Below are 24,020 nucleotides of genomic sequence, written 5' to 3' on the forward strand. Positions count from 1 at the left end.
CTCTTCGGGCTTGTGCTTCTTCTGGGGCATTCCTTCGTCCTCCATCTGGCTCGAAAGCCTACTTCAGGGAGGACCACTTTTCAGGGGGCAGGCCAAAGTAGATGCCGCGCAATGTAGTTGTGCTTCTCGATAATTCTGACGGGCGCTCCATGATTAAGGAAGCCTGCAAGGAAAACGGCATGCATTTCGCCGAATTCGAAGAGCTTGTTCAGGCGGAAGTCGAACAAACAGGAAAGCAGCGCCGCGCCGGTCTTTGGGATTCCTTTGACGATATCCTCGACCGTATTCAGGTAGACGATAAATAAAGCATGCATATTTCGCAGATTACGCTCCGGGATTGGAAAGCCTACACGACCGCCAATTTCGATTTTCCTGCGCCCGCAACGGATAAGAACATTATTCTGATCGGTGCGCCGAACGGTTACGGCAAGACTAGCCTCTTCGAAGCCATTGTTCTTGGCATGTTCGGACGGGACGGCCTTCCGCTCATCGCACGCTCGCCGTTCTCAGGGGCGGACAAGGAACGGCTTGCCACCTCCTACAAGAACTTCCTCGAAAAAGCGCTCCATAGGGGCGCGACCACAGCGGGCCGCACGTCTTGCTCGGTGAAGCTGGTCTTCACTGACGAAAATGATGAGCCGCTGGAAATCCAGCGTATCTGGCATTTCAGCGATTCCGGCGTCTACCGCCCGCAGGATGAAGAGATTCACATCTATGAAGGCTCGACCCGCAAGGCGGTGGGTCCTGGAGCCTTGCAGGGCAATGACCGCACGGATTGGTTCCGCGAGTATATTGCCGAAAACCTTCTTCCCTTCACGCTCGCGCATTTCTTCATGTTCGACGGCGAACAGGTGAGCGTGCTGGCCGAGCGTGAGATACGCATTCTCTGCATGATCGATGAGGCGCACCAGATACTTGGCACTAGGCTTCCATCCTTGTCCCGCCTGATCCGCATGAGCCGCTCGAAGGGTGGCGCGGTGATGCTTGTTTCGCAATCGCCGGACGATTTCTCCGGCGAAGACGACGAGTTCCTCGACAACATGGGATTGGTCGCAGCATTTGCGACGAACGCTAAGCCAGGGGCGGCAGCGCGCGTCCTCGGCAAAGGCGCCAATCTTACGAACCTTCAGACAGGCCAGTGCTTCGTGCGGTTCGACAAGACCACCAAGAAGATCAAGGCGTGGTAGTGCAACCGCTGAACTGTGGCACTGGTCGCAAATGGGAACGCGTTCGATTTCAGTTCCAACTCGGTACTTGTCTCTGAAATCGAAGTGTTCAGCGGATGGTATATTAAATCGTATGACTTCAATGGCTTAGCGGAAATTCACCAAATCGGCGCAGTCATCAGGTCCGGAGAATATCGGCCCTGAGAGACCCCTCCCGAGCATTCTGGCGGCTGGCCCCGTGCTCAGCTCCTCCCGAATAACCTTCGAATATAACGAGAAAATCCGGCCGCAGCCGGATGGGGAGAACGCTTTCGCGGGGGCAAGTGGCGGAGAGACAGGGATTCGAACCCTGGAGACGGTTTCCCGCCTACACGCGTTCCAGGCGTGCGCCTTCGACCACTCGGCCACCTCTCCGTGCGGCGCTTCCTACCCCCGGGCGGGGGCGCGATGCAAGAGGGAGTTTGACACGCGAGGCGCGTCCGAGCCACTCATCCCGCAAGTTCCAGGGTCACCCGACGGTTCTGGCGGCCCTTCTTCTCGATCTTGCCCAGGCGGATTTGCCCGATCTCGCCGGTGCGCCGCACATGGGTGCCGCCGCAGGGCTGCAGATCGATCTGTGTCTCGCCCTCGCCGATCCGGATCAGACGTACCCGCCCCGCCCCCATCGGAGGCGCCACCGACATCGTCTTGACGAGGCCCGGATTGGCCTGCAGTTCCTCGTCGGTGATCCAGTCCTCGGTCACGGGCAGGTCGCGCATCACCAGGTCGTTCAGCGCCCGCTCCAGCTCGGTCTTGTTCTCGGGGGCGTCGGGCATGTCGAAATCGAGCCTCCCCTTGCCGGCACCGATCGCGCCACCGGTGACCGGCAGCGGGATCACAACGGACAACAGGTGCAACGCGGTGTGGATCCGCATGTGAAGATGGCGCCGCTCCCACTCCAGCACCTGCGTCACCGGCATGCCGACCTCGGGACGCGGGTCGCCCTCGGCCGGCAGCAGAACGATGGACTCGTCGCCTTCCTTGACGGTATCGCTCACCCGCATACCGCCGCCGGGCCAGTCCAGCCGCCCGGTATCGCCGGGCTGCCCGCCGCCACGCGGATAGAACAGCGACGCCGAAAGAACCACACCGCCCTCGGGCAGGACCGCCGTCACGCGCCCCGGCGCCTCGCGCAGGTACGGGTCGGATCTGAAAAGCGTCGCGGTCATCGGGATTCGCCTCCATCTGATGCGGCGGCGTCGCCGTCGAAATCATCGTGCGGTTCGGGTTGCGGGTCATCATCATGCCGGGGCGGCGCAGGCTCGGCAGGGCCAGAGGCTGCGGCAGAAACGGCCGCGCCGCGATGCAGCGTCTCGGGGTTTCGCAGCCAGATATCACGCTGTGCGAAGGGAATCTCGATCCCCTCCTCGGCAAATCGGCGGGCAATCTCGTGGTTCAGCTCGGTGCGCACCGACAGACCGTAATTGATATCGCGCAGGATCACCCGCAATTCGAAATCCAGCGAATCCGCGCCGAACCCCTGGAACACGACCGTGGGCGGCGGGTTTATCATCACCAGGGGGTGGTTCTCACCAATCTCGCGCAGGATCTTCTCGACCTTGCGCGTGTCGGTGCCGTAGGCGACGCCGACGGCCAGGATCACCCGCCCGGTCAGGTTCTGCCGGGTCCAGTTGGTCACAACCCCCGAGACCAGATCGGCATTGGGCACGATCACGTCGGTCCGGTCAAAGGTCTGGATGCGGGTCGAGCGCACAGAAATATCCTGCACCGTGCCCATCACACCGCCAACCTCGATCCAGTCGCCCTGGCTGATCGGTCGTTCGATGAGCAGGATGATCCCCGACACGAAATTCGACACGATGGTCTGCAAGCCGAAACCGATGCCAACCGACAGCGCGCCGGCCACGATCGCAAGCGACGAAAGGTCGATCCCCGCCGTGGTCACCGCGATCAAGGTCGCGAGAATGACGCCGAGATAGCCCAGCCCCGAGATGATCGCCGTCTGACCGCCCGGGTCGATCCGCGTCTTGGGCAGAACCGTCGACCGCAACGTGCCCTGCACCAGGCGCGTCAACGTATAGCCAAGTGCAAAGACGATGGCGAAGGTCAGGAAATTGGTGGGCGAGATGCGCGTGCCGCCAAGCGTGAACCCGGCGGTGAAACTCGCCCAGATCTCGGTCAGATCCGCAACCCGGGCGCCCCAGATCAGCGCCAGAAGCGGCAGCGCCAGTATGGCCAGCACAAGGCCGATCAACACCGGGATCAGCGCGTCCGAGGCGCTTTCCTCCTCGCCATGGCGGGTCAGCAGGTCGTAGACATCGCCGACAAACCGCTGCAGCACCATCAGCAGGCCCAGCAAGGCCAGTGTCAGGATCGGCGGATACGTGAAATAGTCCGCCGCCTCCTTGTAACCGATCGCGCCAAGCACCGGCCCCAGGACACCAAGCACCATCGAAGCGCGGCCGATCAGCCCGACCAGCCGGCTGCGATAGGGGCGCAGTTGGTCGGCAGCCGGTTCGACCCGGCTTTGCGCGATCAGGATCTGACCCATCCGCAGCAGCAACAGCCCCCCCGCGACAACCAACGGGAACCCCAGGACCACGCGCGCCTCATCGGGGAACTGGCCAAACTCACCCACCAGGCCCAGCAACCCGGCAAGCGCGATCACGACCCCCATCCAGGTGGCATGGAACCGCGCCTCGGCCATGCGCTCGGGGCTGAGGTCGAAAAGCCGACGCGAAACCGAATGCTCGGCAAAAACCCGTGCCCCAAGCCAGCGCGCGGCAAAGAGGGTCAGCCCCAGAACCGGCAGGGCAAACAGGATCTCGGTCAGACGCGGGCCGCCAAGGCCCGTTGTCGCCAGCGCCGAGACCAACAGCAGGATGCCCAGCGTCGGCACCACGATCTGGCCCAGCGAGACCAGCGACGAGAACACCGCCTTGCCGCGGCGTTCGCTGGCCTGGATCAACCGCTCGGACAGCAACACCACCCAGCGGCGCCCGCGTGCCAGCAGCACGACCGCCATCGTCAGGAACAGGATCGTCGCGGGCAGGTCCTCGCGGAAACTGGCACGGCGAGACGGCAACGCCCACGCCTCTGCCAGTTCGCGATACGCCGTGGCGAGCGTGTCTCGCAGCGCCTCGGCACCGGCGGCCCAATTGGCCGGGTTCAGCGGCGTCGGTCCCAGTTCCAGAAGCTTGCTGGTCTGGCGCTCGCGGATCACGCTGTCGATCTCGCGGATCAGGCCGTCGGCGCGGCTATGCGCCTCGACCGCCTGCAAGCCAGGCGCCTGCAACTCGGCCAGTTGCCGGTTCAGTTCCGCCCGTCGGCTGGCGATCTCCCCGGGTTCGGTCTCTCCCTCGGCCGGCGTCGGACCAAGCGCCGATATCTGGTCACGCAGGGTCTTGATACGGGCGGCGTTGATCCCCTGGGCATCCAGAAACCGGGTACGCCAGTCAACCAGTTGCCCGCGCAGCTCGGACAGCGCCTTATCCGACGCGCGGCCCTGGCCCAGCACCTCTTCGGCGCGTGTGGCCAACTCTTCCCAAGCCTTGTAATCGGGTGCCTTTTCTTCGGCTGCGGCGGTTTGCTGGGCCTGAACCATGGGCGCCGACAACGGACCGGACAGTGCCGCAGCCAGTACAAGGACGAGAACACGAAGCAACGGGGTCATCTCTCGAACACCTCCGGCAGAACGCGCGCCGGCCCGCCCAGCCATCCGGGCACCGGCAATCCCTTTTCCCGCAGGAAGGCCGGGTTGAACAGGCGCGACTGGTACCGCGTGCCATAATCGCAAAGCACGGTCACGATGGTATGCCCCGGCCCCATTTCGCGGGCCATCCGCATCGCACCCGCAACGTTGATCCCCGATGAACCGCCCAGGCACAGCCCCTCGTTTTCCAACAGGTCGAACACCACAGGCAGCGCCTCGGAATCCGGGACGCGGCAACAGAAATCAGGGGCAAGCCCTTCCAGGTTGGCCGTGATGCGCCCCTGCCCGATCCCCTCGGTGATCGAAGTTCCCTCGGATTTCAACACGCCCGTCGTGTAATAGCTGTACAGCGCCGCGCCCTCGGGATCGGCCAGCCCGATCCTGACGCCCTTGGGCTGCAGCGCCATGGCGACCCCCGCCAGCGTACCGCCCGAACCCACCGCGCAGATGAAGCCATCGACCTTGCCCCCCGTTTGCGCCCAAATCTCGGGACCGGTCGTCTCGGCATGGGCCAGCCGGTTCGCCGTGTTGTCGAACTGGTTCGCCCAGACGGCGCCGTTCGGTTCCGACTGTGCCAGCCGCTCGGCCAGCCGGGCGGAGTAACGCACGAAGTTGTTCGGGTTCGAATAGGGCGCGGCGGGCACCTCGATCAGTTCCGCCACGGCCAGCCGAAGCATGTCCTTCTTCTCGCGGCTCTGTGTCTCTGGGATCACGATCACCGTGCGGAACCCCATGGACGCACCCACCAGCGCTAACCCGATACCGGTATTGCCCGCGGTGCCCTCGACGATGGTGCCGCCGGGTTTCAGCGCGCCGCGGGCGACCGCGTCGCGGATGATCCACAGCGCGGCGCGGTCCTTGACCGACTGACCGGGGTTCATGAACTCGGCCTTGCCCAGGATCTCGCAGCCCGTCGCACGGGACGGGCCGCTCAGACGGACAAGCGGCGTGTTGCCGATCAGCGCCGCCAAATCCTTACCGATATCCATGACGTCTCGTCTCCCCCGTTTCCCACAGTGCTACGGGGGCAAGCACCGGAACTCAACCCGAAGCCCGCAGCCGCTCACGGTTCCGTGCAAGCCACAAGAGCGACAGGATCAACGGCGCATTGCCGATCTCGCCGGTTTCGACAAGGTCCATGGCGCGGTCGAAGCCAACCACATGGGCGCGGATGTCCTCGCCCTCGGCGGCCAGCCCGCCAAGCCCCCCCACCCCGTCATGCAGGTCGGCCTCGCCCACATAGGAATAGATGAACTCGGTCTTGGCACCGGGCGAGGGATAATACCCATAGACCGGGTGCAACCGCCCGACCGTGACGCCCGCCTCCTCGACGGCCTCTCGGCGCACCGTCGCCTCGGGCGTCTCACCCGGATCGACCAGCCCCGCGATCGCCTCGAGCGACCAGCATTCGCTGTCGCCCCGTCCATAGGGACCGACACGGAACTGTTCGATCAAAAGCACTGCGTCGCGCGCCGGGTCATAGGGCAGTACCGTCGCCGCGTCCGACGTGAAAAAGGCCGCGCGGTTCACCGGCGGGCTCCACTCCCCATCAAAGCGGCGATGCCGGAAGTCGTATTCCTCGACGGCAAAGAAATTGGCATAGGGCTGGGACCGCGCGAATTCCTCGATATCGCCGGGCCGGGTCGGCCGGCGCAATGTCGCGGGCGACATCGCACGGGCCCGGATCCGCGCCGCCGCACGTGCAAGGATCATCCGGTAACGCCTGGCATTCACAGCCGGATCGCGCCCCGGAAAGCCCAGCATCACCTCTTCGGCAGCCAGCGTCGTGACCTCGCCCCAGCGCGCTTGCCAGTCGGCCAGGTTCCAGGCCACCCCGGGACGCAGGCCCGAACCTTCGGGGCGATAGACCCGCGCGGCCCGCAAGCCGCCGGGCGTCTCGACCGTCACCTCGGACACCCCGAAGCCATACCCGCCTTCGTAATAGTCAAGCCGCGCGCGGGCCTGGGCGTCCACCCCTTCAAGGCACAGGCCCTCGACCACCGCACCCGGCACGGCCCGGATCAAGGGAAAACTCTCTCCCTCGGCCCAATGAACGGCGTAATCCCCAAGCCGTGCCGGCGTCAGGTCAAGCGCGGCCTCTGACCGACCCAGCACGCGCGACAGAAGCGGTCGGTGACAAAGCGTGCCGTAAAAAAACATGCGGTCCACGGCGCCCTCTCATCTCCAGCGGCGCCCGGCCCATTCCACGACCAAGGCGGCCAGCACACCCCCGGCAATCAGGATGCCCATCACCACCGGCGACGTGACCACCATAAGGCCATACTTGCCCATCAGTTCCACCGTCCCGGTCAGCGCCTCCATCACGCCGTCATAGCGCATCCGCGTGGCCTGCCGCAGCATCTCGTAGATCGAGTGGAACAGCAGCGCGTAGAACACAAGGACGGCGCTTGTCCGCAGCCCAGAAGCGACCGCCACCCCATAGCCCTCTCCCGCCAGTCGGCCCATCACCAACCAGCCTGTCAGCCCGCCGATCACGGTGTTGACGATCGCGAACGACCCCAGGTCCGTGCCCTCGGGAAACAACGGCACGATGGAATCCGAAGCGAACGACGCCACCGCAGCATACAGCAGGGCAGCAACAAGCTTGGCGGCGGTGGGCATGGGTCAGGCGGGTCTCGTGACGGTGAACTGGGTCACGTCGCAGTTTCCGCTGTGGAAGGTCGCCGCGCAAGAGGTGAGATACATGTTCCACATGCGCCGGAACCGCGCATCGAAGCCCAACGCGGAAATCTCGTCCCAGCGGTCATTGAAGGTCTCGTGCCAGCGTCGAAGGGTCTGGGAATAGCTTTCGCCGAACTCGATGGACCGGGTGACGTCCAGATCGGCCGCCCGCGCCAGGTCGCCCAGCACCGTGTGGCTGGGCAGCATGCCGCCGGGGAAGATGTATTTCTGGATGAAATCCACGCCCTTGCGGTAGATCTCGAAGCGGCGCTCCTGCACCGTGATGACCTGCAACGTGGCATGCGCCCCGGGTTTCAGGCACTGGCGCAACTTGCCGAAATAGGTCGGCCAGTATTTCTCGCCCACCGCCTCGAACATCTCGATCGAGGCGATACCGTCATAACGCCCGGTCTCGTCGCGGTAATCCTGAAGCTTGATCTCGACCCGGTCCTGAAGCCCGGCCCGCGCGATGCGCGCCACCGCGTAATCGTGCTGTTCGCGGCTGATCGTCAGTCCCGTAACCTTCAGCCCGCGCTTGCCGGCGGCGTATTCCGCGAAACCGCCCCAGCCGCAGCCGATTTCCAGCACGTGATCGCCCGGCTTCACGCCCATCTCGTCGACCATCGACGCGTATTTCAGTTCCTGCGCCTGTTCCAGGCTTTCCTGGCCCGTGCGAAACAGCGCCGAGGAATAGGTCATGCTTTCATCCAGCCAGAGCGCGTAGAAATCGTTGCCCAGGTCGTAATGCGCGGCGATGTTCTTTCTGGCCTGCCGCTTGGTGTTGCGCTGCAACCAGAACCGAAACCGTTCATAGGCCCGCACCAGCGCCATGCCCGGAAAACCGTCGAAAAGTTCGTCGTTATCGGCATGGACGAGATCCATGAACGCCATCAGGTCCGGCGTTGTCCACGCCTCGTCCAGATAGGCCTCGCAAAAGCCAAGGTCACCCTCGCGGATCAGGCGCGCGAAGACGTCCGGGTCGTGGATGTCCAGCTGGGCCACCGGCCCCGGCCCCTTGCCCTCGGCACGGAACCGTCGCCCGTCGGGCAGCACGAAATCCAGCCGCCCATGGGCCATGTTGCAGGCCACGTCGAAGACCTGGGTGAAATATCGCGGCAGGTTAGCCTGCCCTTTCGTTGTTGTCAGGACCGTCATCCCGGCTCCCTCGTTCCCTTTTGTCGTTATTTCTTGCAGATGCGCCCCCAAGGGCGCAACGCCCCTAGCCGCTGCGTGCCTCATAGGCGGCCAGAGCCCTTTCGCGGCCGGCCTGGGGGGACACCACCGGGGCGGGATAGCGGTCGCCGGCTGACAGCCCCCACGATTTCGGCACCGCCTCGAAATACGACAGCGCGGTGTCGCTTGGCCGCTGGCGTCCCTCTGCGATCCAGGCATCGAGGTAACGGCCCTTTGGGTCGAATTTCTCGGCCTGCGTGACCGGGTTGAAGACGCGGAAATAAGGGGCGGCATCGGGGCCCGAACCCGCCACCCACTGCCAACCCATCGCATTCGAGGCCGGGTCCCAGTCGATCAGATGATCCTCGAACCATTTCAGCCCGACCTTCCAATGGGTCATCAGGTGCTTGGTCAGATAGGACGCGACGATCATCCGGCTGCGATTGTGCATCGTGCCGGTCACGTACATCTCGCGCATCGCGGCATCGACGAAAGGAATGCCCGTGCGGCCGCGCTTCCATGCCGTCACCTCGGGGGCGGTGTCGTCGGTCGACCACGGGAACGCGTCCCAGCCCTCGCGCCAGTTGCCGGTCGCGATGTGCGGGCTGTGCCACATCAGATGCCAGGCGAATTCACGCCAGACCAGTTCCTTGAGAAAGTGCTCGGCCCCTGCCTTTCCCTCGCCCATCGCACGCATCCCCGCGTGCCAGCAGGCGCGCGGCGAAATCTCTCCATAGGTCAGGTTCTCGGACAGCCGCGAGGTGGCCTCGGCCGCCGGAAAGTCCCGCTCGGCCTTGTAGGCAGCGATCCTGTTCGCGACAAAGGCCCCCAGCCGGCCCTGCGCTGCCGCTTCGCCCACGCAGGCATGGGGCGCCACGACCGCCGCCCCCCGGCGCATCGCAGCGCCCATGTCCCAGTTGCCCAGATCGTCGGACCCCGGCCAGTGATCGGGCCCCGGGATCGTGCCCGGCGCCGTCATGGGCTCGGGCACCTCGCGGACGCGCACCGCTTTCCAGAACGGCGTATAGACCCTGTAGAACGCGCCCTGACCGGTTTCGACAGTCCATGGCTCGAACAGCAGGTGACCCGCGACGGATCGCGCGTCGATGCCGTCGTCCTTTAACGCGGCCTTGACCGCCTTGTCGCGCGCGACGCCGTCGGGGTCGTAGGCGCGCGTCCAGATCACCGCCCCCGCCCCGGTTTCGGCGATCAGCGCGCGCAAGACGTCCAGCGCCCGTCCCCGGCGCAGGATCAGGCGGGACTTGTGCGCACCAAGGCTGTCGGCGAACGCTTCCAGTCCCAGGCCGAGGCGCCATTTCGGCGCCGCGCCCAGGGCCTCGACCTGCTCGTCATGGATGAACACCGGGATCACCGGCCGCCCCATTTCGCAGGCGGCCGCAAGGGCGGGGTTGTCGGTCAAGCGCAGGTCGCGGCGGACCCACCAGAGGATCGGAGAGGCATCGGGCATTGGAATTCCGGGTTCAGAGTTCGCTATCTAGCGCGGTAATCAACCGGTCAACATCTTCGCGCAAGGTGTAGTGCAACAACGACAGGCGCAGAACACCGCGCGCCGGGTCGACCCCCATCGCCTGAAGCACCCGACCCGCGTAGAAATCCCCGCCCCCCGCAAGGATACCATGGCGCGCAAGCCGCGCCGCGGCCTGCGCGCCCGGCTCGTTCAGCGCGATCGACACGGTGGGCAGCCTGCCGCGCGCATCCTTCGGCCCCAGCACCCTCAAGCCCGGACGACCGGCAAGATAGGCCATCAGCGGTTCCAGCAACAACGCCTCGTGCGACCGGATCAGTTCGCCGGCCTTCTCGGCACGGCCACGCGCATCGCGCCCACCCAGGAAATGGTGATCGTAAAGCGCATCCATGTAATCCGAGATGCCCGCACAGGCCGCGACCTGCGCATGATCGGGACCGGAGGGATTGAACCGCTTGACCGTGTCGTCCGCGTTGAACCAGTGCCCCTGGTTTGGCAACCGGTGGGCCAGTTCGCGCCGCATCACGATAATGCCCTGGTGCGGCCCATAGGTCTTGTAGGTCGAGAACAGGTAGATGTCGGCCCCCAGCCGCGTGACATCGGGCAGACCATGCGGCGCATAACTGACCCCGTCGACACAGCTGAGCGCGCCAGCGTCGCGCACCATTCGGCAGATCGCGGCGACGTCGTTCACCTCGCCCAGGATATTCGACGCATGGGGAAAACAGACCAAGCGCACGCGATCGTCCAGCAACCCAGCCAGCGCATCTGGGTCGAGACGCCCGGTTTCGGGATCGACCTGCCATTCGCGAATTTCCACGCCGCCATCCTCGGCCAGCCGCCGCCATGGACCGGAATTCGCCTCGTGGTCCTGGTTCGTCACGACGATTGCCGACCTTTTGGGCAGCCATTGCCGAAAGGCATGCGACAGGACATAGGCGTTCGCCGTGGTCGAGGGGCCGAAATGCATCTCGTCGCGGCCCACCCCAAGATGCGCCGCAAGACGCATGCGCGCCTCGTCCATCTCCTCGCCAGCCATCTGCGAGGTCGCGAAGGCGCCGTAGGGTTGGACCCGGCGTTCGTTGAAATACCGGTGAATGCGCCAGATCACATAGCGGCAGACATAGGAGCCGCCCGCATTCTCGCAGAACACCTTGTCGCGCAGGTCTTTTTGCCGGAAAGCCGGAAACTGATTGCGGACAAAGTCGGTATCGAGCGCAACCATCGGGGCTCCGGCGGCGACGGGTGGTTGATCCCGTCTGTCTAGACGGGGCGCTGCGGAATTGCAAAGCCTTGAAAAACCTTGCAATCGCGCTAGTGCGCCCCGCCCGGCCGACGAACTCAGCGCTTCTCGCTGAGCAGTCCCTTGAAGATCGCCCAACACATCAGCAGCAGGACCACCGTGAACGGCAGGCCCGTGGAAATCACCATCGCCTGCAGCGCGCCCAGGCCGCCACCGATCAGAAGCACGATCGCGACCGCCCCCTCGAAGGTGCACCAGAACACCCGCTGCGGCACCGGCGCGTCGATCTTGCCACCAGCGGTGATCGTGTCGATCACCAGCGACCCGGAGTCCGACGAGGTCACGAAGAACACGATCACCAGGATGATCCCGATCACCGAGGTGATCGCCGCCAACGGCAGCCCCTCGAGCATCGCAAAGAGCGACATCGGCGGGTTATAGCTGTCGATCACCTGCGCCTTGACCGCGCTGGTCGCGGGGTCTGACAAGACCTGGTCGATCGCCGTGCCGCCGAAGACGGCCATCCACAACACGCAGACCAGGCTGGGGATCAAGAGCACGCAGATGACGAATTCGCGCACCGTGCGGCCGCGGCTGACGCGCGCGATGAACATGCCCACGAAGGGCGACCAGGAAATCCACCAGGCCCAGTAGAACGCCGTCCAGCCCTGCATATAGCCGGTATCCTCGCGCCCGACCGGGTTCGACAGCGCCGGCAGGTCCTTGCCATAGGCGACAAGACCCGAGGCGAAATCCGACAGGATCGTCAACGTCGGCCCGGCCAGCAGCACGAAGACCAGCAACAGCGCGGCAACCCCCATGTTGATCTCGGACAACACCTTTACGCCGCCATCCAGACCGCGCAGCACCGAGATCAGCGCAACCGCCGTGATCGCCGTGATCAGGATCACCTGCACCGTGACATTCTCGGGCACACCGAAGACGTGGTTCAGTCCGGCGTTGGCCTGCTGCGCCCCGAAACCCAGCGACGTGGCGAGACCGAACAGCGTGGCAAAGACGGCCAGCGTGTCGATCACATGGCCCCACCAGCCCCAGATCCTTTCACCGAAGACCGGATAGAAGGCCGAACGGATCGTCAGCGGCAGCCCCTTGTTGTAGGTGAAAAGCGCCAATGCCAGCGCCACGACCGCATAGATCGCCCAAGGATGCAGTCCCCAGTGATAGATTGTCGCCGCCAACCCCATGGTGCGCGCCGCATCGACGTTTTCGGGGATCAGTTGGCCGTCCTCGGTAAAGGGCGACGGCACCCCCAGGGGCGACGAGATCGCCATGTGATAGACCGGCTCCAGCACCCCGAAGAACATCAGCCCGATACCCATGCCCGCCGCGAACAGCATCGCGAACCAGCCGACATAGGTATAATCGGGCACCGCCTCGCGCCCGCCCAGCCGCACGCTGCCCACCGGCAACACGATGAGGGCCAGGCAGAACACCACGAAGACGTTCGCCGCGCTCAGGAAGAACCAGTCGAAGGTCGAGGTCAGGAAGGGCCTGAGCCAACCGAAGATCGCGCCGGCCTGTTCGGGCAGCGCAAGCGCATAGAACACGAAGGCCACGATCGACAGGCCCGATATCATGAAAACCGGGTTATGGATGTCGAAGCCGAAGGGCCCGACGTTGCCTTCGATATTGTCCTGCCCGATCGTGTAATCCGTGTCGATCAGCTCGGTCGGCCCCTCGGGTTCGGGAATCCCCGGCTGTGTCGTTTCATCGCTCATTGGAAATGTCCTCTGCTTGCGCGCCAAGGCGCCTGGGCCGGGATCAGTCCTCGTGCTCGCGGACGAGCATGATCGAGGCATGCGCATGAAGCGCCAGCTTGCCACCGTGCGATGGCCAGACGTAATCGCCGAGATTGGGCATGTGCGATCCCATCACCACGAGATCGGCATTCAAATCCTTGCGGGCCTCGCGGATCGCGTGGTCCAGATCGACGGCCGGATCGTGGCTGACAACTGTCTTGGCGTCGGCCCTGTGCCCGTGTTTTGCCGCCTGCTCTTCGGCAAAGGCCCTCAGTTTGCCCGCGAATTCCTCGGGGCTATGCGCCAAAGGGCCGGGCTGCGGCGTGGTCACCGCGACATAGGTGACCCCGATATCGTAATGGCGCGCAAGGTCGGCAGCGACCTCCAGCGCCCGCGTCAGCCGGTCGACATGGGCCAGGTCGACCGGGGCAAGGATGTGACAGAACACGTCGCTCTCCCCTTATTGTTGGGGCGCCCGCCTGTGGTCCAGGGCGTTGCCGTCCGCAGCGGACGCGCGTGTCGGATTTTTTCGGGGAACCCTTCGTGTTCTCGCCTGCTTCCCCGCGTCCAAAGCCTAACGCGGAAAGACAGAGCCGCCAACCCGCGTACCGAAAAAAGCGGCGGATACCGGCTCTATCTTCGAAAGGCACATTAAAATCGATTCGTATGCCTTTGTTTTAAAAAGACTTGGTAGGCCAAATGATTGCCACCCCGGCCCTGTTCCACCGGGGTGGCGCGCGATCTGGGCCGGTTCAGCCGTTCACGTCGACCACGACGCGACCCTTGACCCTGCCTTTCAGGATATCCGCCCCCAGCGACGGCAGATCGGCCAGCGTCGCGGGCTGGACCATCGCCTCGAGCTTGTCCATCGGCAGGTCGGCGGCGAGGCGGTTCCAGGCGCGCACGCGGTCCCCATACGGACGCAGCACGCTGTCGATGCCCAACAGGTTCACGCCGCGCAGGATAAAGGGCGTGATCAACGCGCCCTCGATCGCCGCACCGCCCGCCAGGCCCACCGCCGCGACCGAACTGCGGTATTTCATCTGTTTCAGCACGCGCCCCAGCATTGCGCCCGCAACGGAATCGACGCAGCCCGCCCAGGTCTCGCTTTCCAGGGGTTTCCGCGTGACCTCGGTCAGGTCTTCGCGCGGCACGATCTGTGCGGCCCCCAGATCGCGCAGGTAATCCGCTGTTTCGGGCCGCCCGGTCACGGCGGCCACCTCATGGCCCAGCTTCGCCAGGATCGCGGTCGCGACCGAGCCCACACCGCCGGCCGCCCCGGTCACCAGCACCGGTCCGTCGCCCAGCTTAAGCCCGTGATCCTCCAGCGCCATCACCGCCAGCATCGCGGTGAACCCGGCGGTGCCCACCGCCATCGCCTGGCGCGTGGTCAGCCCGTCGGGCAGCGGCACCAGCCAGTCGGCCTTGACCCGCGCCTTTTGCGCATAGCCGCCCCAATGGGCCTCGCCCACCCGCCAGCCCGTCAGCACCACCTTGTCGCCCGGCTTGTAGCGGTCGTCCGAACTGGCCTCGACGGTACCCGCGAAATCGATCCCCGGCACGTGGGGATAGTGCCGAACCAGTCCGCCGCCCGGCCCGATGCACAGCCCGTCCTTGTAGTTCAGCGTGGAATATTCGACCGCTACCGTGACCTCGGCCTCGGGCAGGCGGGCCTCGTCCAGGTCCTGCACATCCGCATGGGTCTTGCCGTCCTCGTCTTTCTCGACGACCAGCGCCTTGAACATCGTCTTACTCCCTTTTTGGATCCTACCCGACAAGGTCGGGCATCAGAAACAGGTCGGTCGGCCCCGGGTCCACCCCCGCCGACGTCAGCATCGCGTGAACCTGGCCGCGGTGGTGGGCTTGGTGGTTGAACATGTGCATCACGCAGATCGCACGCGGCATGGTCACCGCGCGCCCCGCCGCCGCCGAGTGCCAGGCTAGGTCGCCGGCCAGCGCCTCGTCGTCCAGCGCTTGCGCCCAGCGGCTTATGCGCGCGTCGGTGATCTGCCGCTTGGACCGCAGTTCGGCCCAGTCGGTCACGAACCCGCCACTCTCGGCCAGTGCGGCGCCCGGCGCCTCCCAGCCGTCCAGCCGCGCCATCCAGACATGATCGGCCCACAGCAGATGCGCCAGCGTTCCCCGGATCGAGCCCCAGAACGCCCCCCGATCGGCTTCGCGCAGCTCGGGCGCCAGGGTGCCCGCCGCCTCGACCGCCGCGCGGTTCTGCCAGCGGTTATAGCGTGCCATTACCCGGCACCAGTCGGCCGTCACCAGCGTCGTCGCCATCAGACCCTCACCCTTCATGCGCCGCCCCCTTTTGACAGAGCCGTGGGCCGGTTGCGAGTCCCCCCCTAAATCCCTTGAGCAGGCGACACCGCATCGCTAGCGTGACCTTGCACCACTTACCCCAACACAGGGACGACGAATGACGATGCGCACCTTCCTCGCCGGTTCCGCCGCCATGCTGATCGGCACCGCCGCCTGGGCAGCCGACCCCGATCTCCTGGTATTCGACTACTCGGGATTCGAGGACCCGGCCTTCCATACCAAGTACGCCGAACAGCACGGAGAGCCGCCGAGTTTCACCTTCTTCGGCGACGAGGAAGAGGCGTTCCAGAAGCTGCGCTCGGGCTTCAAGGCCGATGTCAGCCATGTTTGCGCGGGTTCGGTCACGAAATGGGTCGAGTCGGGCATCCTGGAACCCTGGGATGTCAACCGGATCACCGCCTGGGGCGACCTGAACGCCGACCTGACCGGCACCGATGTCGGCGATACCGGCGCCGCGGTCTATTTCATTCCCTCCGATTTCGGCTCGACCGCCATCGCCTACAACACCGACGAGGTTCCGACCGAAGACGTGGCCAGCCTGAACGTGTTCAAGGACCCGAAATACGAAGGCCGCGTCACCCTGCCCGACAACGTGGACGACGCCTATGCACTTGCCTACCTGGCGACCGGCACCACGAACTGGACCAATGCCACGGACGAACAGTTCCAGGCCGCCTCCGCCTGGCTGCGCGAGGTGCATCCCAATTTGCGCACCTACTGGGTGGACCCGGCGGAACTTGCGCAGCTTCTGGCCACCGGCGAGGTGCTGATCGCCTGGGCCTGGAACGAAACCGTCCCGACCATGGCCGACGAGGGATTCCCCATCGGCTTTCAGCGTGAACCGGCCGAGGGTTCGTCGCTTTGGTTGTGCGGCTACGTGAACCTCAAGGATGGCGAGGGCTCCGAGGACAAGGCGTATGACTTCATGAACGCGCTGCTCGATCCGTCCTCGACCCAGGCGCTGCTGGATGCGGGCTATGGCCACTCCAACGCCACGGCGATGGCGGGGATCGGCGACGAGGCGCTGACCGCGGTCGGGCTTGGCCCGATCGACGCGCCCGTCCTGGCCCAGCTGCCGATGCCGGGCGAGTTGCGCGAAAAGCAATCGGCCGAGCTCGAGAAGATCAAGGCCGGTTTCTGACACCTGCCGCGCGCCGCCCCGTCCCCGGGGCGGCGCAATCCCGCCCCCGCGGGCTGTGCTTCCCCCCTGCATGCCGGCGCGTCCCTTTTTTCTGGCACCGGCGCCCACCACGACCCGCTCACCCGCCGCAGCGGCGGAAAACCGACCGGCCGGACGCAGCAAGAAAGAACGGACGATTTTTTCGCGGTTTCGCGTTAGGCTGAGTCGCGGTATGCGGTATTGCGCCGCGCGGTAACACGCCACAGGTTCGGCCCATCAACCAGAGGTGACCGACATGACGAAACATCTTTCCCCCCTCGCCTTCGCCCTTGCCCTGCTGGCCCAGCCGGTCTTGGCCCAGGACGCCGGGTTCGGTCCGCTGATCGACGCCCAGTCCCTTGCCGGGGCGCGCGAAACCGTCGACCCGCTGATCCTCGACATCCGCCCCGGCAAGGTCGAGGACAGCGAAAAGACCCATTTCGAGGTCGGCCATATCCCCGGCGCGGTGCATGCGCCCTATAACCTGTTCCGCGGCCCCAAGGAAAACCCCGGCGCCCTGATCCCCGAGGACAAGCTGACAGAGGTGCTGCGCAGTCTGGGCGTCACCCTCGACCGGCCAACGGTTATTGTTCACCAAGGCACCGACCAGACCGATTTCGGCTCTGCCGCGCGGGTCTACTGGACGCTGAAATCCAGCGGGGTCAGCCCGCTGGCCATCCTGAATGGCGGCATGAACGCGTGGCAAGAGGCGAAGCTGCCGGTGGAAACCGGCCCCGTCACACCAACACCCAGCGACGTGACGATAAGCTTCTCGCACGAATGGCTTGCCACCACCGGGGATGTCGAACAGATCGTGGCAGGCACGCAGCCGGGCGAGTTGATCGACGCGCGCACCCAGGCCTTCTGGGAAGGCAACGCCAAGCATGACGCCGCCGCCCGCCCCGGCACCTTGCCCCAGTCGCGCTATTTCACCCATTCGAACTGGTTCGGGTCGGACCGTCCGGCCCTGATCGAACCGGGAGTCGTCGAACGCCTCGCCGCCGAAAACGGATTCGGACAGGGCGACCAGCTGGTGTCGTTCTGCAATACCGGCCACTGGGCGGCCACCAACTGGTTCGCCCTCAGCGAACTGGCCGGGATCGAGGGCGTGCGCCTTTACCCCGAGTCCATGGTCGGCTGGTCCAGTGCGGGGAACGAGATGGCCAATGTCCCGGGGCCGATCCGCAACCTGTGGAACCGCGTGACCGGCAAGTATTGAGGCATCCATGACAGACACCCCCCTCGAGGCGCGCATCGCGCCGCGGCTGAAGGGCCGCGCCCTGGCGGTTCTGATGGCGCTTGTGGCCGCACTTGCGGTAGCGGCGCTGGCCGGACCGCGCTACGGCGCGCTTCTGCTGATCGGGCTGGGCTTCGGCATCGCGATGGAGGGGCTGCGCTTCGGTTTCACCGGGCCGTGGCGGCGGTTGATCCTGTTTCGCGATGCCACGGGCATGGTGGCACAGATGATCTGTATCGGCCTCGTCGCGGTCGCGGCCTTCCCCCTTCTCGCGTCCAACCCGACCGAACTGTCCGGGGCGCATGCGCCGGTGGGCTATGCGATGATCGGCGGCGCCTTCGTGTTCGGGATGTGCATGCAGATCGTGCTGGGCTGCGGATCGGGCACATTGGTCAATGCCGGCTCCGGCAACATCGTCAGCGCCGTGGCGCTGCCCTTCTTTGCCTTGGGCAGTTTCGCGGGGGCCTATCACCTGACCTGGTGGACCGGGTTGGGCAGCCTGCCGGTGGCGGCGCTGTCCGGTCCCTTCGGCCTCGCGCTGACGCTTCTGGCGCTGGCCTCTGTCGCGGGCATCGCGCTGGCCGTTGCCGAACCGGGCAAGCGGAAGCTGCCCGGTCGACTGTGGGCCGCGGCACTGATCGTGGCGGGGCTTGCGATCCTGCACCTGGTGGTGGCGGGACAGCCCTGGGGCGTGGTCTACGGGCTGGGGCTGTGGGTGGCCAAGGGCGCGGTGGCGCTGGGCGCCGACCTGTCGGGCTCGCCGTTCTGGGCCGCGCCCGGCAATGTCGAACGCCTCGAACAAAGCATGCTGACCGACATCACCTCGTTGACCGATATCGGCCTGATCGCCGGGGCCGCGCTGGCCGCGTGGTGGCGTGACGGGCTGACCGCGCGGGTCAAGGGCCACCCGGTGCACGCATGGGTCGCGGTGATCGTCGCGGGGTTCCTGCTGGGCTATTCCTCGCGGTTGGCCTTCGGCTGCAATATCGGCGCTCTGTTCAGCGGTGTGTCGACTGGAAGCCTGCATGGCTGGGCGTGGTTCGCCGCCGCGTTTACCGGGTCATGGTACGGCATCAAGCTGCGCCCCTATCTCGGGCTGGAGCCGCGCCGATGACCCGCTTGCCCGTCGTGATCGCCCTTCTGGCCGCGGTCGCCGCGCTTCTGGCGCTTGACCTTGCGACCTCGCACCCGCTCGACCCCTTCGCCGCGCCGCCCCTGATGGCGCTGGGTTCGGGGCAGGCATCGGGTGGGGCGCATTGCGCCTCGCTGCCGGGCCAATGAGCAACCACACCCCTTGATCGACCCGCAGAAGGCGCCTACATTCGCTTCGTCTCGCAAGGGACTATGGCGATAAACGCGCCCGTAATAAGCGGATCGGACCCGGGGGCGGTACCCGGCGGCTCCACCAAAAATCCCACATTGGCGGGATCATGGGGCCGAAACAGGATCGACGGACGTCTAAAGGGGTTTTGCTTTCGCCCGGTGAGCTACCACCGTTATCGGTGCAAGCATGATAGTTGCCAATGACAACCGTGCTCCGGTGGCGCTGGCCGCGTAAGCGGTCCGCAAAACCAAATTTAAGCCCTTGCGTCTAGCAACGTAAGGCGGGGTTCGCAGGCACCTGGCAACAGAAGCCTGCACTTTCCCCGATTTTCGTTCTGAAACCACGCTTTCGCCGGTGGCCGTCACCCGCAACCCTGGGCCTGCTTCCGTCGCGGAACTGATCACGCCAACAGCGATCGAAACACTTCGCTAACGCTTTTGCGCGACAAGGGCAGAGGAAACCGGAGGATCGCGCCAATGGACAGGGTCGCACGGCTGGAGGACTGGTACCGCCGCGTCTATATCGACGGCGATTTCGATGCGGTGGGCACCCTGTTCACCGACAGCACCCGCGCCGAAGGACTGATGGACGGGATGCAGGTCGGCCCCGAGGATATCGCGGTTTTCGCGATGGCCTTGGTGCACCTGGTCGAAAAGCCGCGCTTTCGGATCGTGAAGGCGATCGAGTCGGGGGACTGGCTGTCCGCCCTGATCGAATGCGAGGCCGAGCGCCCCGAAGATGGCACGCCGCTGCGCGTGATGGGCCAGTTGATGGCCCGCTTCGATGGCGAAAGTATCGCCGAGGCCTATAACTGCTTCGATTTCGTTTCCTTCTTCGAGCAGTTGGGCCTTTTGCCGGCCCATACCGTCGCCATCGGGATGAGCGGGCAGCAAATCTGCTGACACCGCGGGTCGGCGCTGACCGCTTGCCAATGTCATCGCCTTGTCGCGCGCAGCCCGCTATGACGGGGCCATGACCGCCCCTGCGCCCTCGCTCTCCGAACTGACCCGCGTTTTCGGGCGCATCGGCCTTATCTCCTTTGGTGGACCTGCCGCGCAAATCGCCCTGATGCATCGCGAACTGGTCGAAACCCGTGGCTGGCTGGACGAGGCGGGCTTCCTGCGCGCCCTCAGTTTCTGCATGCTGCTGCCGGGCCCCGAGGCGATGCAGCTGGCCACCTTCGCGGGCTGGCGGCTTCGGGGCGTGCCGGGCGGGCTGATCGCGGGCACGCTGTTCGTCGCGCCCGGCGCGGCGGTCATCCTGGCCCTGGCGGCCGGCTATGCCGCCTGGGGCGCCGTGCCCCTGGCCCAGGCGCTGTTTCTGGGCATCCAGGCGACCGTCGTGGTGATCGTGCTACAGGCATTGACCCGGCTCGGGCAGAAGGCGCTGAAAACCCCCGCCCGCTGGGCGCTGGCGGGGCTGTCCTTCCTCGCCATCTTCGCGTTCGCCCTGCCCTTCCCCCTGATCATCGCGGTCGCCGCATTCTGGGGGTATGCCACCGCCTGCGGAGCGCCGCCCCCCCTTACGGCCCGGTCCGAACGTCCCCGCACCGGGCGGACGATTGCCCTTTGGGGGGCACTTTGGTTCGCGCCGGTTGCCGCTCTTCACGCGATGGGGGGCGGCCTGCTGTCCGAGATCGCCGCCTTTTTCTCAAAGCTTGCCGCGCTGACCTTCGGCGGCGCCTACGCGGTGCTGGCCTGGATGGCGCAAGAGGTGGTCGCAACCCGCGGCTGGCTGAGCCCCGAACAGATGATCGACGCCCTGGGGCTTGCCGAAACGACGCCCGGACCGCTGATCTTGGTCACCCAGTTCGTGGGCTTCCTCGCAGGCCAGCAGGCGGGGGGCTGGGCGCTCGGCCTCGCCGCCGCCGCGGTCACGCTTTGGGTCACTTTCGTGCCCTGCTTCCTGTGGATCTTCGCAGGCGCTCCATATGTCGACCGGCTGGCCGGCTTTCCGCGCCTGTCGGCCGCGCTGGACGCGGTGACCGCGGCCGTGGTCGGCGTCATCCTGAACCTGTCGCTGTGGTTCGCCGCCCATGTCGCCTTTGACCGTGTCGACCGGATCACCGCCGGACCTCTCGACATGATCGTGCCCACCTGGACCAGCTTTCAACCCGCCGCCGCGGTGCTCGGCGCCCTGGCCGCACTGCTGCTTCTGGTGCTGCGCTGGCCACTGCCGGGGGTGCTGGTGCTGATGGCCGGGGCAGGCGTGCTCGCAGACGGCGGATTTTTCCTCTAGCCCCTTCCCCTGTCATCCGAATCCCCTATGCTGGGGGCCACTCAACCCAAGGGTACATCGGCGATGTCGAACCGGATCGACTATGGCAACCTGATGCATGCCGCGATGCGCGACCTGATCCGCAGGGTCCTGTCGCGTGTCGCCGAAACCGGTCTGCCGGGCGAGCACCATTTCTTCATCACCTTCGACACCACCCATCCCGATGTGGGGCTGGCCGATTGGCTGCGCGACCGTTACCCCGACGAGATGACGGTGGTGATCCAGCACTGGTTCGCCGATCTCGACGTGACCGAGGACGGGTTTTCGGTCACGCTCAACTTCGGCGACAGCCCCGAACCGCTGTATATCCCGTTCGACGCGATCCGCACCTTCGTCGACCCCTCGGTCGAATTCGGCCTGCGCTTCGAGACGCAGGAAAGCGACGAAGAGGACGAAGAGAGCAGCGACGCGGATAGTGTCGCCGACAGCAATGGCGCGGCCGAGGGCGAAGACAGCGACGCGCCCGCCGGTGGAACCGGACACCGCGAGGCCGAAGTCGTGAGCCTCGACAAGTTCCGCAAGTAGGGTCCCGCGCAGCCGCCGGCCCGCGCCACCCGCTGACCGCTCCGCGAAAGGCACCGATCTAGCCGGCCTTCCGCCCGGCGCCCGATTGATCTTTCCGTCCCAGACGTTAAGACCCGGGGGGCCCAGACCCGCCACAAGGAGAGCGTGCCGATGACAGCCACCCGCACCGAGACCGACAGCTTCGGTCCGCTGGAGGTCCCCGCCGACAAGTACTGGGGCGCGCAGACCCAGCGCAGCCTGATGAACTTTCCCATCGGCTGGGAAAAGCAGCCCACGGCCATCGTACGCGCGCTGGGTGTCATCAAGCAGGCCTGCGCCGAGGCGAACATGGCGCTTGGCAATCTCGACGAGACGCGCGGAACGGCCATCGTTCAGGCAGCCTCCGAGGTGATCGACGGAAAGTTCGACGACAATTTCCCGCTCGTCGTCTGGCAGACCGGGTCGGGCACCCAGTCGAACATGAACGCCAACGAGGTGATCGCCAACCGCGCCATCGAGATCCTGGGCGGTGTGATCGGGTCCAAGGACCCGGTGCACCCGAACGATCACTGCAACATGGGTCAGTCCTCGAATGACACCTTTCCCACCGCCATGCATATCGCCGCCGCGATGACGGCCCGCGACGTTCTGCTGCCCGGGCTGGAAAAGCTGGCCGAGGGGCTCGAACGGAAATCGTCCGAATTCAAGGACATCATCAAGATCGGCCGCACGCACACCCAGGATGCGACACCGCTGACGCTGGGGCAGGAATTCTCGGGCTACGCCCACCAGGTCCGCATGGGCATCGACCGGGTCAAGGCGGCCCTTCCCGGCATCTACGAACTGGCCCAGGGCGGCACGGCCGTCGGCACTGGGTTGAACACGAAAAAGGGCTGGGGCGAGATGGTCGCGGCCAACATGGCGCGCATCACCGGCCTGCCCTTCGTCACCGCGCCCAACAAGTTCGAGGCGCTGGCCGCCCACGACGCGATGGTTTTCATGTCCGGCGCGCTCGCGACCGTCGCGGGCAGCTGCTACAAGATCGCCAACGACATCCGCTTCCTCGGTTCGGGGCCCCGCTCGGGCCTGGGCGAATTGATCCTGCCCGAGAACGAACCCGGCTCGTCGATCATGCCGGGCAAGGTAAACCCCACCCAGGCCGAGGCACTGACCCAGGTCGCCGCCCATGTCATGGGCAACGACGCGGCGATTAAGTTCGCCGGCTCCCAAGGCCATTTCGAACTGAACGTCTACAACCCGATGATGGCCTACAACCTGCTGCAATCCATGCAGCTTCTGGGTGATGCCGCGGGCAGCTTCACCGAGCGGATGCTGAACGGCATCCAGGCCAACGAGGCGCGGATCGAGAAGCTGATGCGCGAAAGCCTGATGCTGGTGACCGCGCTGGCGCCCAAGATCGGCTATGACAACGCGACGAAGGTCGCAAAGACCGCGCACAAGAACGGCACCACCCTGAAGGAAGAGGCGATCAACCTCGGCTTCGTCGATGCCGAAACCTTCGAGGCCATCGTCCGGCCCGAAGACATGATCGGGCCCAAGGACTGATGGCCAAGGGCGTCGTCAATCTGCGCGCGGCGCGCAAGGCGAAAGCCCGCGCCGACAAGCGTGCCGAGGGCGACGCCAACGCGGTGAAATTCGGCCGTACCAAGACCCAGAAGGCGCGCGAGGCCGCCGAGGCCGCGCGCGCCCGTTCAGTGCTCGACGCGCACAAGCGCGAGGACGAATGACCAGCGGCCGCCCGGTCAAACGCTCGTTGACGCTGCGCGGCCACCGTACCAGCGTCTCGCTGGAAGATGCGTTCTGGATCGCCTTCCGTGAAATTGCCGCGGAAAAAGGCATGGCGATCAACGCCCTGGCCGCCGAAATCGACGCGGGCCGCGACATGGAAACCGGCCTCGCCTCGGCGATCCGGGTCTACGTCCTGCGTCATTACCGCGGCTGACCG

General features: G+C 65.6%; 24 protein-coding genes, 1 tRNA gene and 1 other RNA gene. 13 read left to right on the forward strand and 13 right to left on the reverse strand.

Annotation, left to right across the window (positions count from 1 at the left end; all coding sequences use genetic code 11):
* Positions 1-101: 101 nt before the first annotated feature.
* On the forward strand, positions 102-305 hold the full coding sequence (locus EV662_RS03125) for a hypothetical protein (RefSeq protein ID WP_132460694.1): 204 nt from the start codon (positions 102-104) through the stop codon (positions 303-305).
* Between the two features lie 3 nt (positions 306-308).
* On the forward strand, positions 309-1,187 hold the full coding sequence (locus EV662_RS03130; protein ID WP_132460695.1) for an AAA family ATPase: 879 nt from the start codon (positions 309-311) through the stop codon (positions 1,185-1,187).
* 303 nt (positions 1,188-1,490) lie between these two features.
* On the opposite strand, the gene EV662_RS03135 is transcribed toward EV662_RS03130, so the two are convergent.
* From EV662_RS03135 to EV662_RS03195, 13 genes are all read right to left on the reverse strand, one after another.
* Positions 1,491-1,580, reverse strand: a tRNA-Ser gene (locus EV662_RS03135).
* Positions 1,581-1,654: 74 nt separating this feature from the next.
* On the reverse strand, positions 1,655-2,374 hold the full coding sequence (locus tag EV662_RS03140) for an alanyl-tRNA editing protein (protein ID WP_132460696.1): 720 nt from the start codon (positions 2,372-2,374) through the stop codon (positions 1,655-1,657).
* The gene (locus tag EV662_RS03145; protein ID WP_132460697.1) at positions 2,371-4,839 is read right to left on the reverse strand and encodes a DUF3772 domain-containing protein; all 2,469 of its coding nucleotides are present in this window, start codon (positions 4,837-4,839) and stop codon (positions 2,371-2,373) included. Before EV662_RS03145 ends, EV662_RS03140 begins: the two co-directional genes overlap by 4 nt.
* Positions 4,836-5,867: a cysteine synthase A gene (locus EV662_RS03150; protein ID WP_132460698.1), complete on the reverse strand. Its 1,032-nt coding sequence runs from the start codon at positions 5,865-5,867 to the stop codon at positions 4,836-4,838. Before EV662_RS03150 ends, EV662_RS03145 begins: the two co-directional genes overlap by 4 nt.
* A gap of 52 nt (positions 5,868-5,919) precedes the next feature.
* A complete protein-coding gene (locus EV662_RS03155; RefSeq protein WP_132461220.1) occupies positions 5,920-7,038 on the reverse strand; it encodes an NUDIX domain-containing protein in 1,119 nt (372 codons plus the stop codon).
* A gap of 18 nt (positions 7,039-7,056) precedes the next feature.
* Positions 7,057-7,500 (reverse strand): TrgA family protein, encoded by a 444-nt coding sequence (locus tag EV662_RS03160; protein WP_132460699.1) that lies wholly within the window; start codon positions 7,498-7,500, stop codon positions 7,057-7,059.
* Between the two features lie 3 nt (positions 7,501-7,503).
* On the reverse strand, positions 7,504-8,715 hold the full coding sequence (locus EV662_RS03165; protein WP_132460700.1) for an SAM-dependent methyltransferase: 1,212 nt from the start codon (positions 8,713-8,715) through the stop codon (positions 7,504-7,506).
* A gap of 64 nt (positions 8,716-8,779) precedes the next feature.
* Positions 8,780-10,201 carry a cryptochrome/photolyase family protein gene (locus EV662_RS03170; RefSeq protein ID WP_132460701.1) on the reverse strand — a complete coding sequence of 474 codons (1,422 nt, stop codon included), beginning with the start codon at positions 10,199-10,201 and terminating at the stop codon, positions 8,780-8,782.
* A gap of 13 nt (positions 10,202-10,214) precedes the next feature.
* Positions 10,215-11,444, reverse strand: coding sequence for an aminotransferase class V-fold PLP-dependent enzyme (locus tag EV662_RS03175; protein WP_132460702.1), 1,230 nt, complete (start codon positions 11,442-11,444; stop codon positions 10,215-10,217).
* A 116-nt stretch (positions 11,445-11,560) separates the two neighbouring features.
* The gene (locus EV662_RS03180) at positions 11,561-13,201 is read right to left on the reverse strand and encodes a BCCT family transporter (protein ID WP_132460703.1); all 1,641 of its coding nucleotides are present in this window, start codon (positions 13,199-13,201) and stop codon (positions 11,561-11,563) included.
* A 43-nt stretch (positions 13,202-13,244) separates the two neighbouring features.
* Positions 13,245-13,670, reverse strand: a complete 426-nt coding sequence (locus EV662_RS03185) for a universal stress protein (RefSeq protein WP_132460704.1) — start codon at positions 13,668-13,670, stop codon at positions 13,245-13,247.
* A 304-nt stretch (positions 13,671-13,974) separates the two neighbouring features.
* Positions 13,975-14,967 (reverse strand): MDR family oxidoreductase, encoded by a 993-nt coding sequence (locus EV662_RS03190; RefSeq protein ID WP_132460705.1) that lies wholly within the window; start codon positions 14,965-14,967, stop codon positions 13,975-13,977.
* 22 nt (positions 14,968-14,989) lie between these two features.
* Positions 14,990-15,529: a DinB family protein gene (locus EV662_RS03195; protein ID WP_243695754.1), complete on the reverse strand. Its 540-nt coding sequence runs from the start codon at positions 15,527-15,529 to the stop codon at positions 14,990-14,992.
* Between the two features lie 121 nt (positions 15,530-15,650).
* On the opposite strand from EV662_RS03195, the gene EV662_RS03200 reads away from it, so the two are divergent.
* The 11 genes from EV662_RS03200 to EV662_RS03245 all read left to right on the forward strand — a co-directional run bounded on the left by EV662_RS03200 (position 15,651) and on the right by EV662_RS03245 (position 24,017).
* Positions 15,651-16,694 (forward strand): extracellular solute-binding protein, encoded by a 1,044-nt coding sequence (locus EV662_RS03200; RefSeq protein WP_132460706.1) that lies wholly within the window; start codon positions 15,651-15,653, stop codon positions 16,692-16,694.
* Positions 16,695-16,968: 274 nt separating this feature from the next.
* Positions 16,969-17,931: a sulfurtransferase gene (locus EV662_RS03205; RefSeq protein ID WP_132460707.1), complete on the forward strand. Its 963-nt coding sequence runs from the start codon at positions 16,969-16,971 to the stop codon at positions 17,929-17,931.
* A 7-nt stretch (positions 17,932-17,938) separates the two neighbouring features.
* A complete protein-coding gene (locus tag EV662_RS03210; RefSeq protein WP_132460708.1) occupies positions 17,939-19,063 on the forward strand; it encodes a YeeE/YedE family protein in 1,125 nt (374 codons plus the stop codon).
* A complete protein-coding gene (locus EV662_RS19415) occupies positions 19,060-19,230 on the forward strand; it encodes a hypothetical protein (RefSeq protein ID WP_165915501.1) in 171 nt (56 codons plus the stop codon). Before EV662_RS03210 ends, EV662_RS19415 begins: the two co-directional genes overlap by 4 nt.
* A gap of 9 nt (positions 19,231-19,239) precedes the next feature.
* Positions 19,240-19,591, forward strand: a transfer-messenger RNA (tmRNA) gene (gene ssrA, locus EV662_RS03215).
* 158 nt (positions 19,592-19,749) lie between these two features.
* Positions 19,750-20,175 carry a nuclear transport factor 2 family protein gene (locus tag EV662_RS03220; RefSeq protein WP_132460709.1) on the forward strand — a complete coding sequence of 142 codons (426 nt, stop codon included), beginning with the start codon at positions 19,750-19,752 and terminating at the stop codon, positions 20,173-20,175.
* A gap of 70 nt (positions 20,176-20,245) precedes the next feature.
* Positions 20,246-21,511 carry a chromate efflux transporter gene (gene chrA / locus EV662_RS03225; RefSeq protein WP_132460710.1) on the forward strand — a complete coding sequence of 422 codons (1,266 nt, stop codon included), beginning with the start codon at positions 20,246-20,248 and terminating at the stop codon, positions 21,509-21,511.
* A 63-nt stretch (positions 21,512-21,574) separates the two neighbouring features.
* The gene (locus tag EV662_RS03230) at positions 21,575-22,075 is read left to right on the forward strand and encodes an SspB family protein (RefSeq protein WP_132460711.1); all 501 of its coding nucleotides are present in this window, start codon (positions 21,575-21,577) and stop codon (positions 22,073-22,075) included.
* Between the two features lie 150 nt (positions 22,076-22,225).
* On the forward strand, positions 22,226-23,620 hold the full coding sequence (gene fumC / locus EV662_RS03235) for a class II fumarate hydratase (RefSeq protein WP_132460712.1): 1,395 nt from the start codon (positions 22,226-22,228) through the stop codon (positions 23,618-23,620).
* Positions 23,620-23,802: a DUF4169 family protein gene (locus EV662_RS03240; RefSeq protein ID WP_132460713.1), complete on the forward strand. Its 183-nt coding sequence runs from the start codon at positions 23,620-23,622 to the stop codon at positions 23,800-23,802. The genes fumC and EV662_RS03240 overlap by 1 nt, the downstream gene beginning before the upstream one ends.
* Positions 23,799-24,017, forward strand: a complete 219-nt coding sequence (locus EV662_RS03245) for a ribbon-helix-helix domain-containing protein (RefSeq protein WP_132460714.1) — start codon at positions 23,799-23,801, stop codon at positions 24,015-24,017. Before EV662_RS03240 ends, EV662_RS03245 begins: the two co-directional genes overlap by 4 nt.
* The last annotated feature ends 3 nt before the right edge of the window (positions 24,018-24,020 follow it).

It is taken from the genome of Rhodovulum marinum (assembly GCF_004343075.1).
GTDB classification, from domain to species: Bacteria; Pseudomonadota; Alphaproteobacteria; order Rhodobacterales; family Rhodobacteraceae; genus Rhodovulum; species Rhodovulum marinum.

Coding starts and splice junctions, on each gene's coding strand:
- EV662_RS03125 (WP_132460694.1), top strand. CDS start 102: ATGCCGCGCAATGTAGTTGTGCTTCTCGATAATTCTGACGGGCGCTCC.
- EV662_RS03130 (WP_132460695.1), top strand. CDS start 309: ATGCATATTTCGCAGATTACGCTCCGGGATTGGAAAGCCTACACGACC.
- EV662_RS03140 (WP_132460696.1), bottom strand. CDS start 2,374: ATGACCGCGACGCTTTTCAGATCCGACCCGTACCTGCGCGAGGCGCCG.
- EV662_RS03145 (WP_132460697.1), bottom strand. CDS start 4,839: ATGACCCCGTTGCTTCGTGTTCTCGTCCTTGTACTGGCTGCGGCACTG.
- EV662_RS03150 (WP_132460698.1), bottom strand. CDS start 5,867: ATGGATATCGGTAAGGATTTGGCGGCGCTGATCGGCAACACGCCGCTT.
- EV662_RS03155 (WP_132461220.1), bottom strand. CDS start 7,038: ATGTTTTTTTACGGCACGCTTTGTCACCGACCGCTTCTGTCGCGCGTG.
- EV662_RS03160 (WP_132460699.1), bottom strand. CDS start 7,500: ATGCCCACCGCCGCCAAGCTTGTTGCTGCCCTGCTGTATGCTGCGGTG.
- EV662_RS03165 (WP_132460700.1), bottom strand. CDS start 8,715: ATGACGGTCCTGACAACAACGAAAGGGCAGGCTAACCTGCCGCGATAT.
- EV662_RS03170 (WP_132460701.1), bottom strand. CDS start 10,201: ATGCCCGATGCCTCTCCGATCCTCTGGTGGGTCCGCCGCGACCTGCGC.
- EV662_RS03175 (WP_132460702.1), bottom strand. CDS start 11,444: ATGGTTGCGCTCGATACCGACTTTGTCCGCAATCAGTTTCCGGCTTTC.
- EV662_RS03180 (WP_132460703.1), bottom strand. CDS start 13,201: ATGAGCGATGAAACGACACAGCCGGGGATTCCCGAACCCGAGGGGCCG.
- EV662_RS03190 (WP_132460705.1), bottom strand. CDS start 14,967: ATGTTCAAGGCGCTGGTCGTCGAGAAAGACGAGGACGGCAAGACCCAT.
- EV662_RS03195 (WP_243695754.1), bottom strand. CDS start 15,529: ATGAAGGGTGAGGGTCTGATGGCGACGACGCTGGTGACGGCCGACTGG.
- EV662_RS03200 (WP_132460706.1), top strand. CDS start 15,651: ATGACGATGCGCACCTTCCTCGCCGGTTCCGCCGCCATGCTGATCGGC.
- EV662_RS03205 (WP_132460707.1), top strand. CDS start 16,969: ATGACGAAACATCTTTCCCCCCTCGCCTTCGCCCTTGCCCTGCTGGCC.
- EV662_RS03210 (WP_132460708.1), top strand. CDS start 17,939: ATGACAGACACCCCCCTCGAGGCGCGCATCGCGCCGCGGCTGAAGGGC.
- EV662_RS19415 (WP_165915501.1), top strand. CDS start 19,060: ATGACCCGCTTGCCCGTCGTGATCGCCCTTCTGGCCGCGGTCGCCGCG.
- EV662_RS03220 (WP_132460709.1), top strand. CDS start 19,750: ATGGACAGGGTCGCACGGCTGGAGGACTGGTACCGCCGCGTCTATATC.
- chrA (WP_132460710.1), top strand. CDS start 20,246: ATGACCGCCCCTGCGCCCTCGCTCTCCGAACTGACCCGCGTTTTCGGG.
- EV662_RS03230 (WP_132460711.1), top strand. CDS start 21,575: ATGTCGAACCGGATCGACTATGGCAACCTGATGCATGCCGCGATGCGC.
- fumC (WP_132460712.1), top strand. CDS start 22,226: ATGACAGCCACCCGCACCGAGACCGACAGCTTCGGTCCGCTGGAGGTC.
- EV662_RS03240 (WP_132460713.1), top strand. CDS start 23,620: ATGGCCAAGGGCGTCGTCAATCTGCGCGCGGCGCGCAAGGCGAAAGCC.
- EV662_RS03245 (WP_132460714.1), top strand. CDS start 23,799: ATGACCAGCGGCCGCCCGGTCAAACGCTCGTTGACGCTGCGCGGCCAC.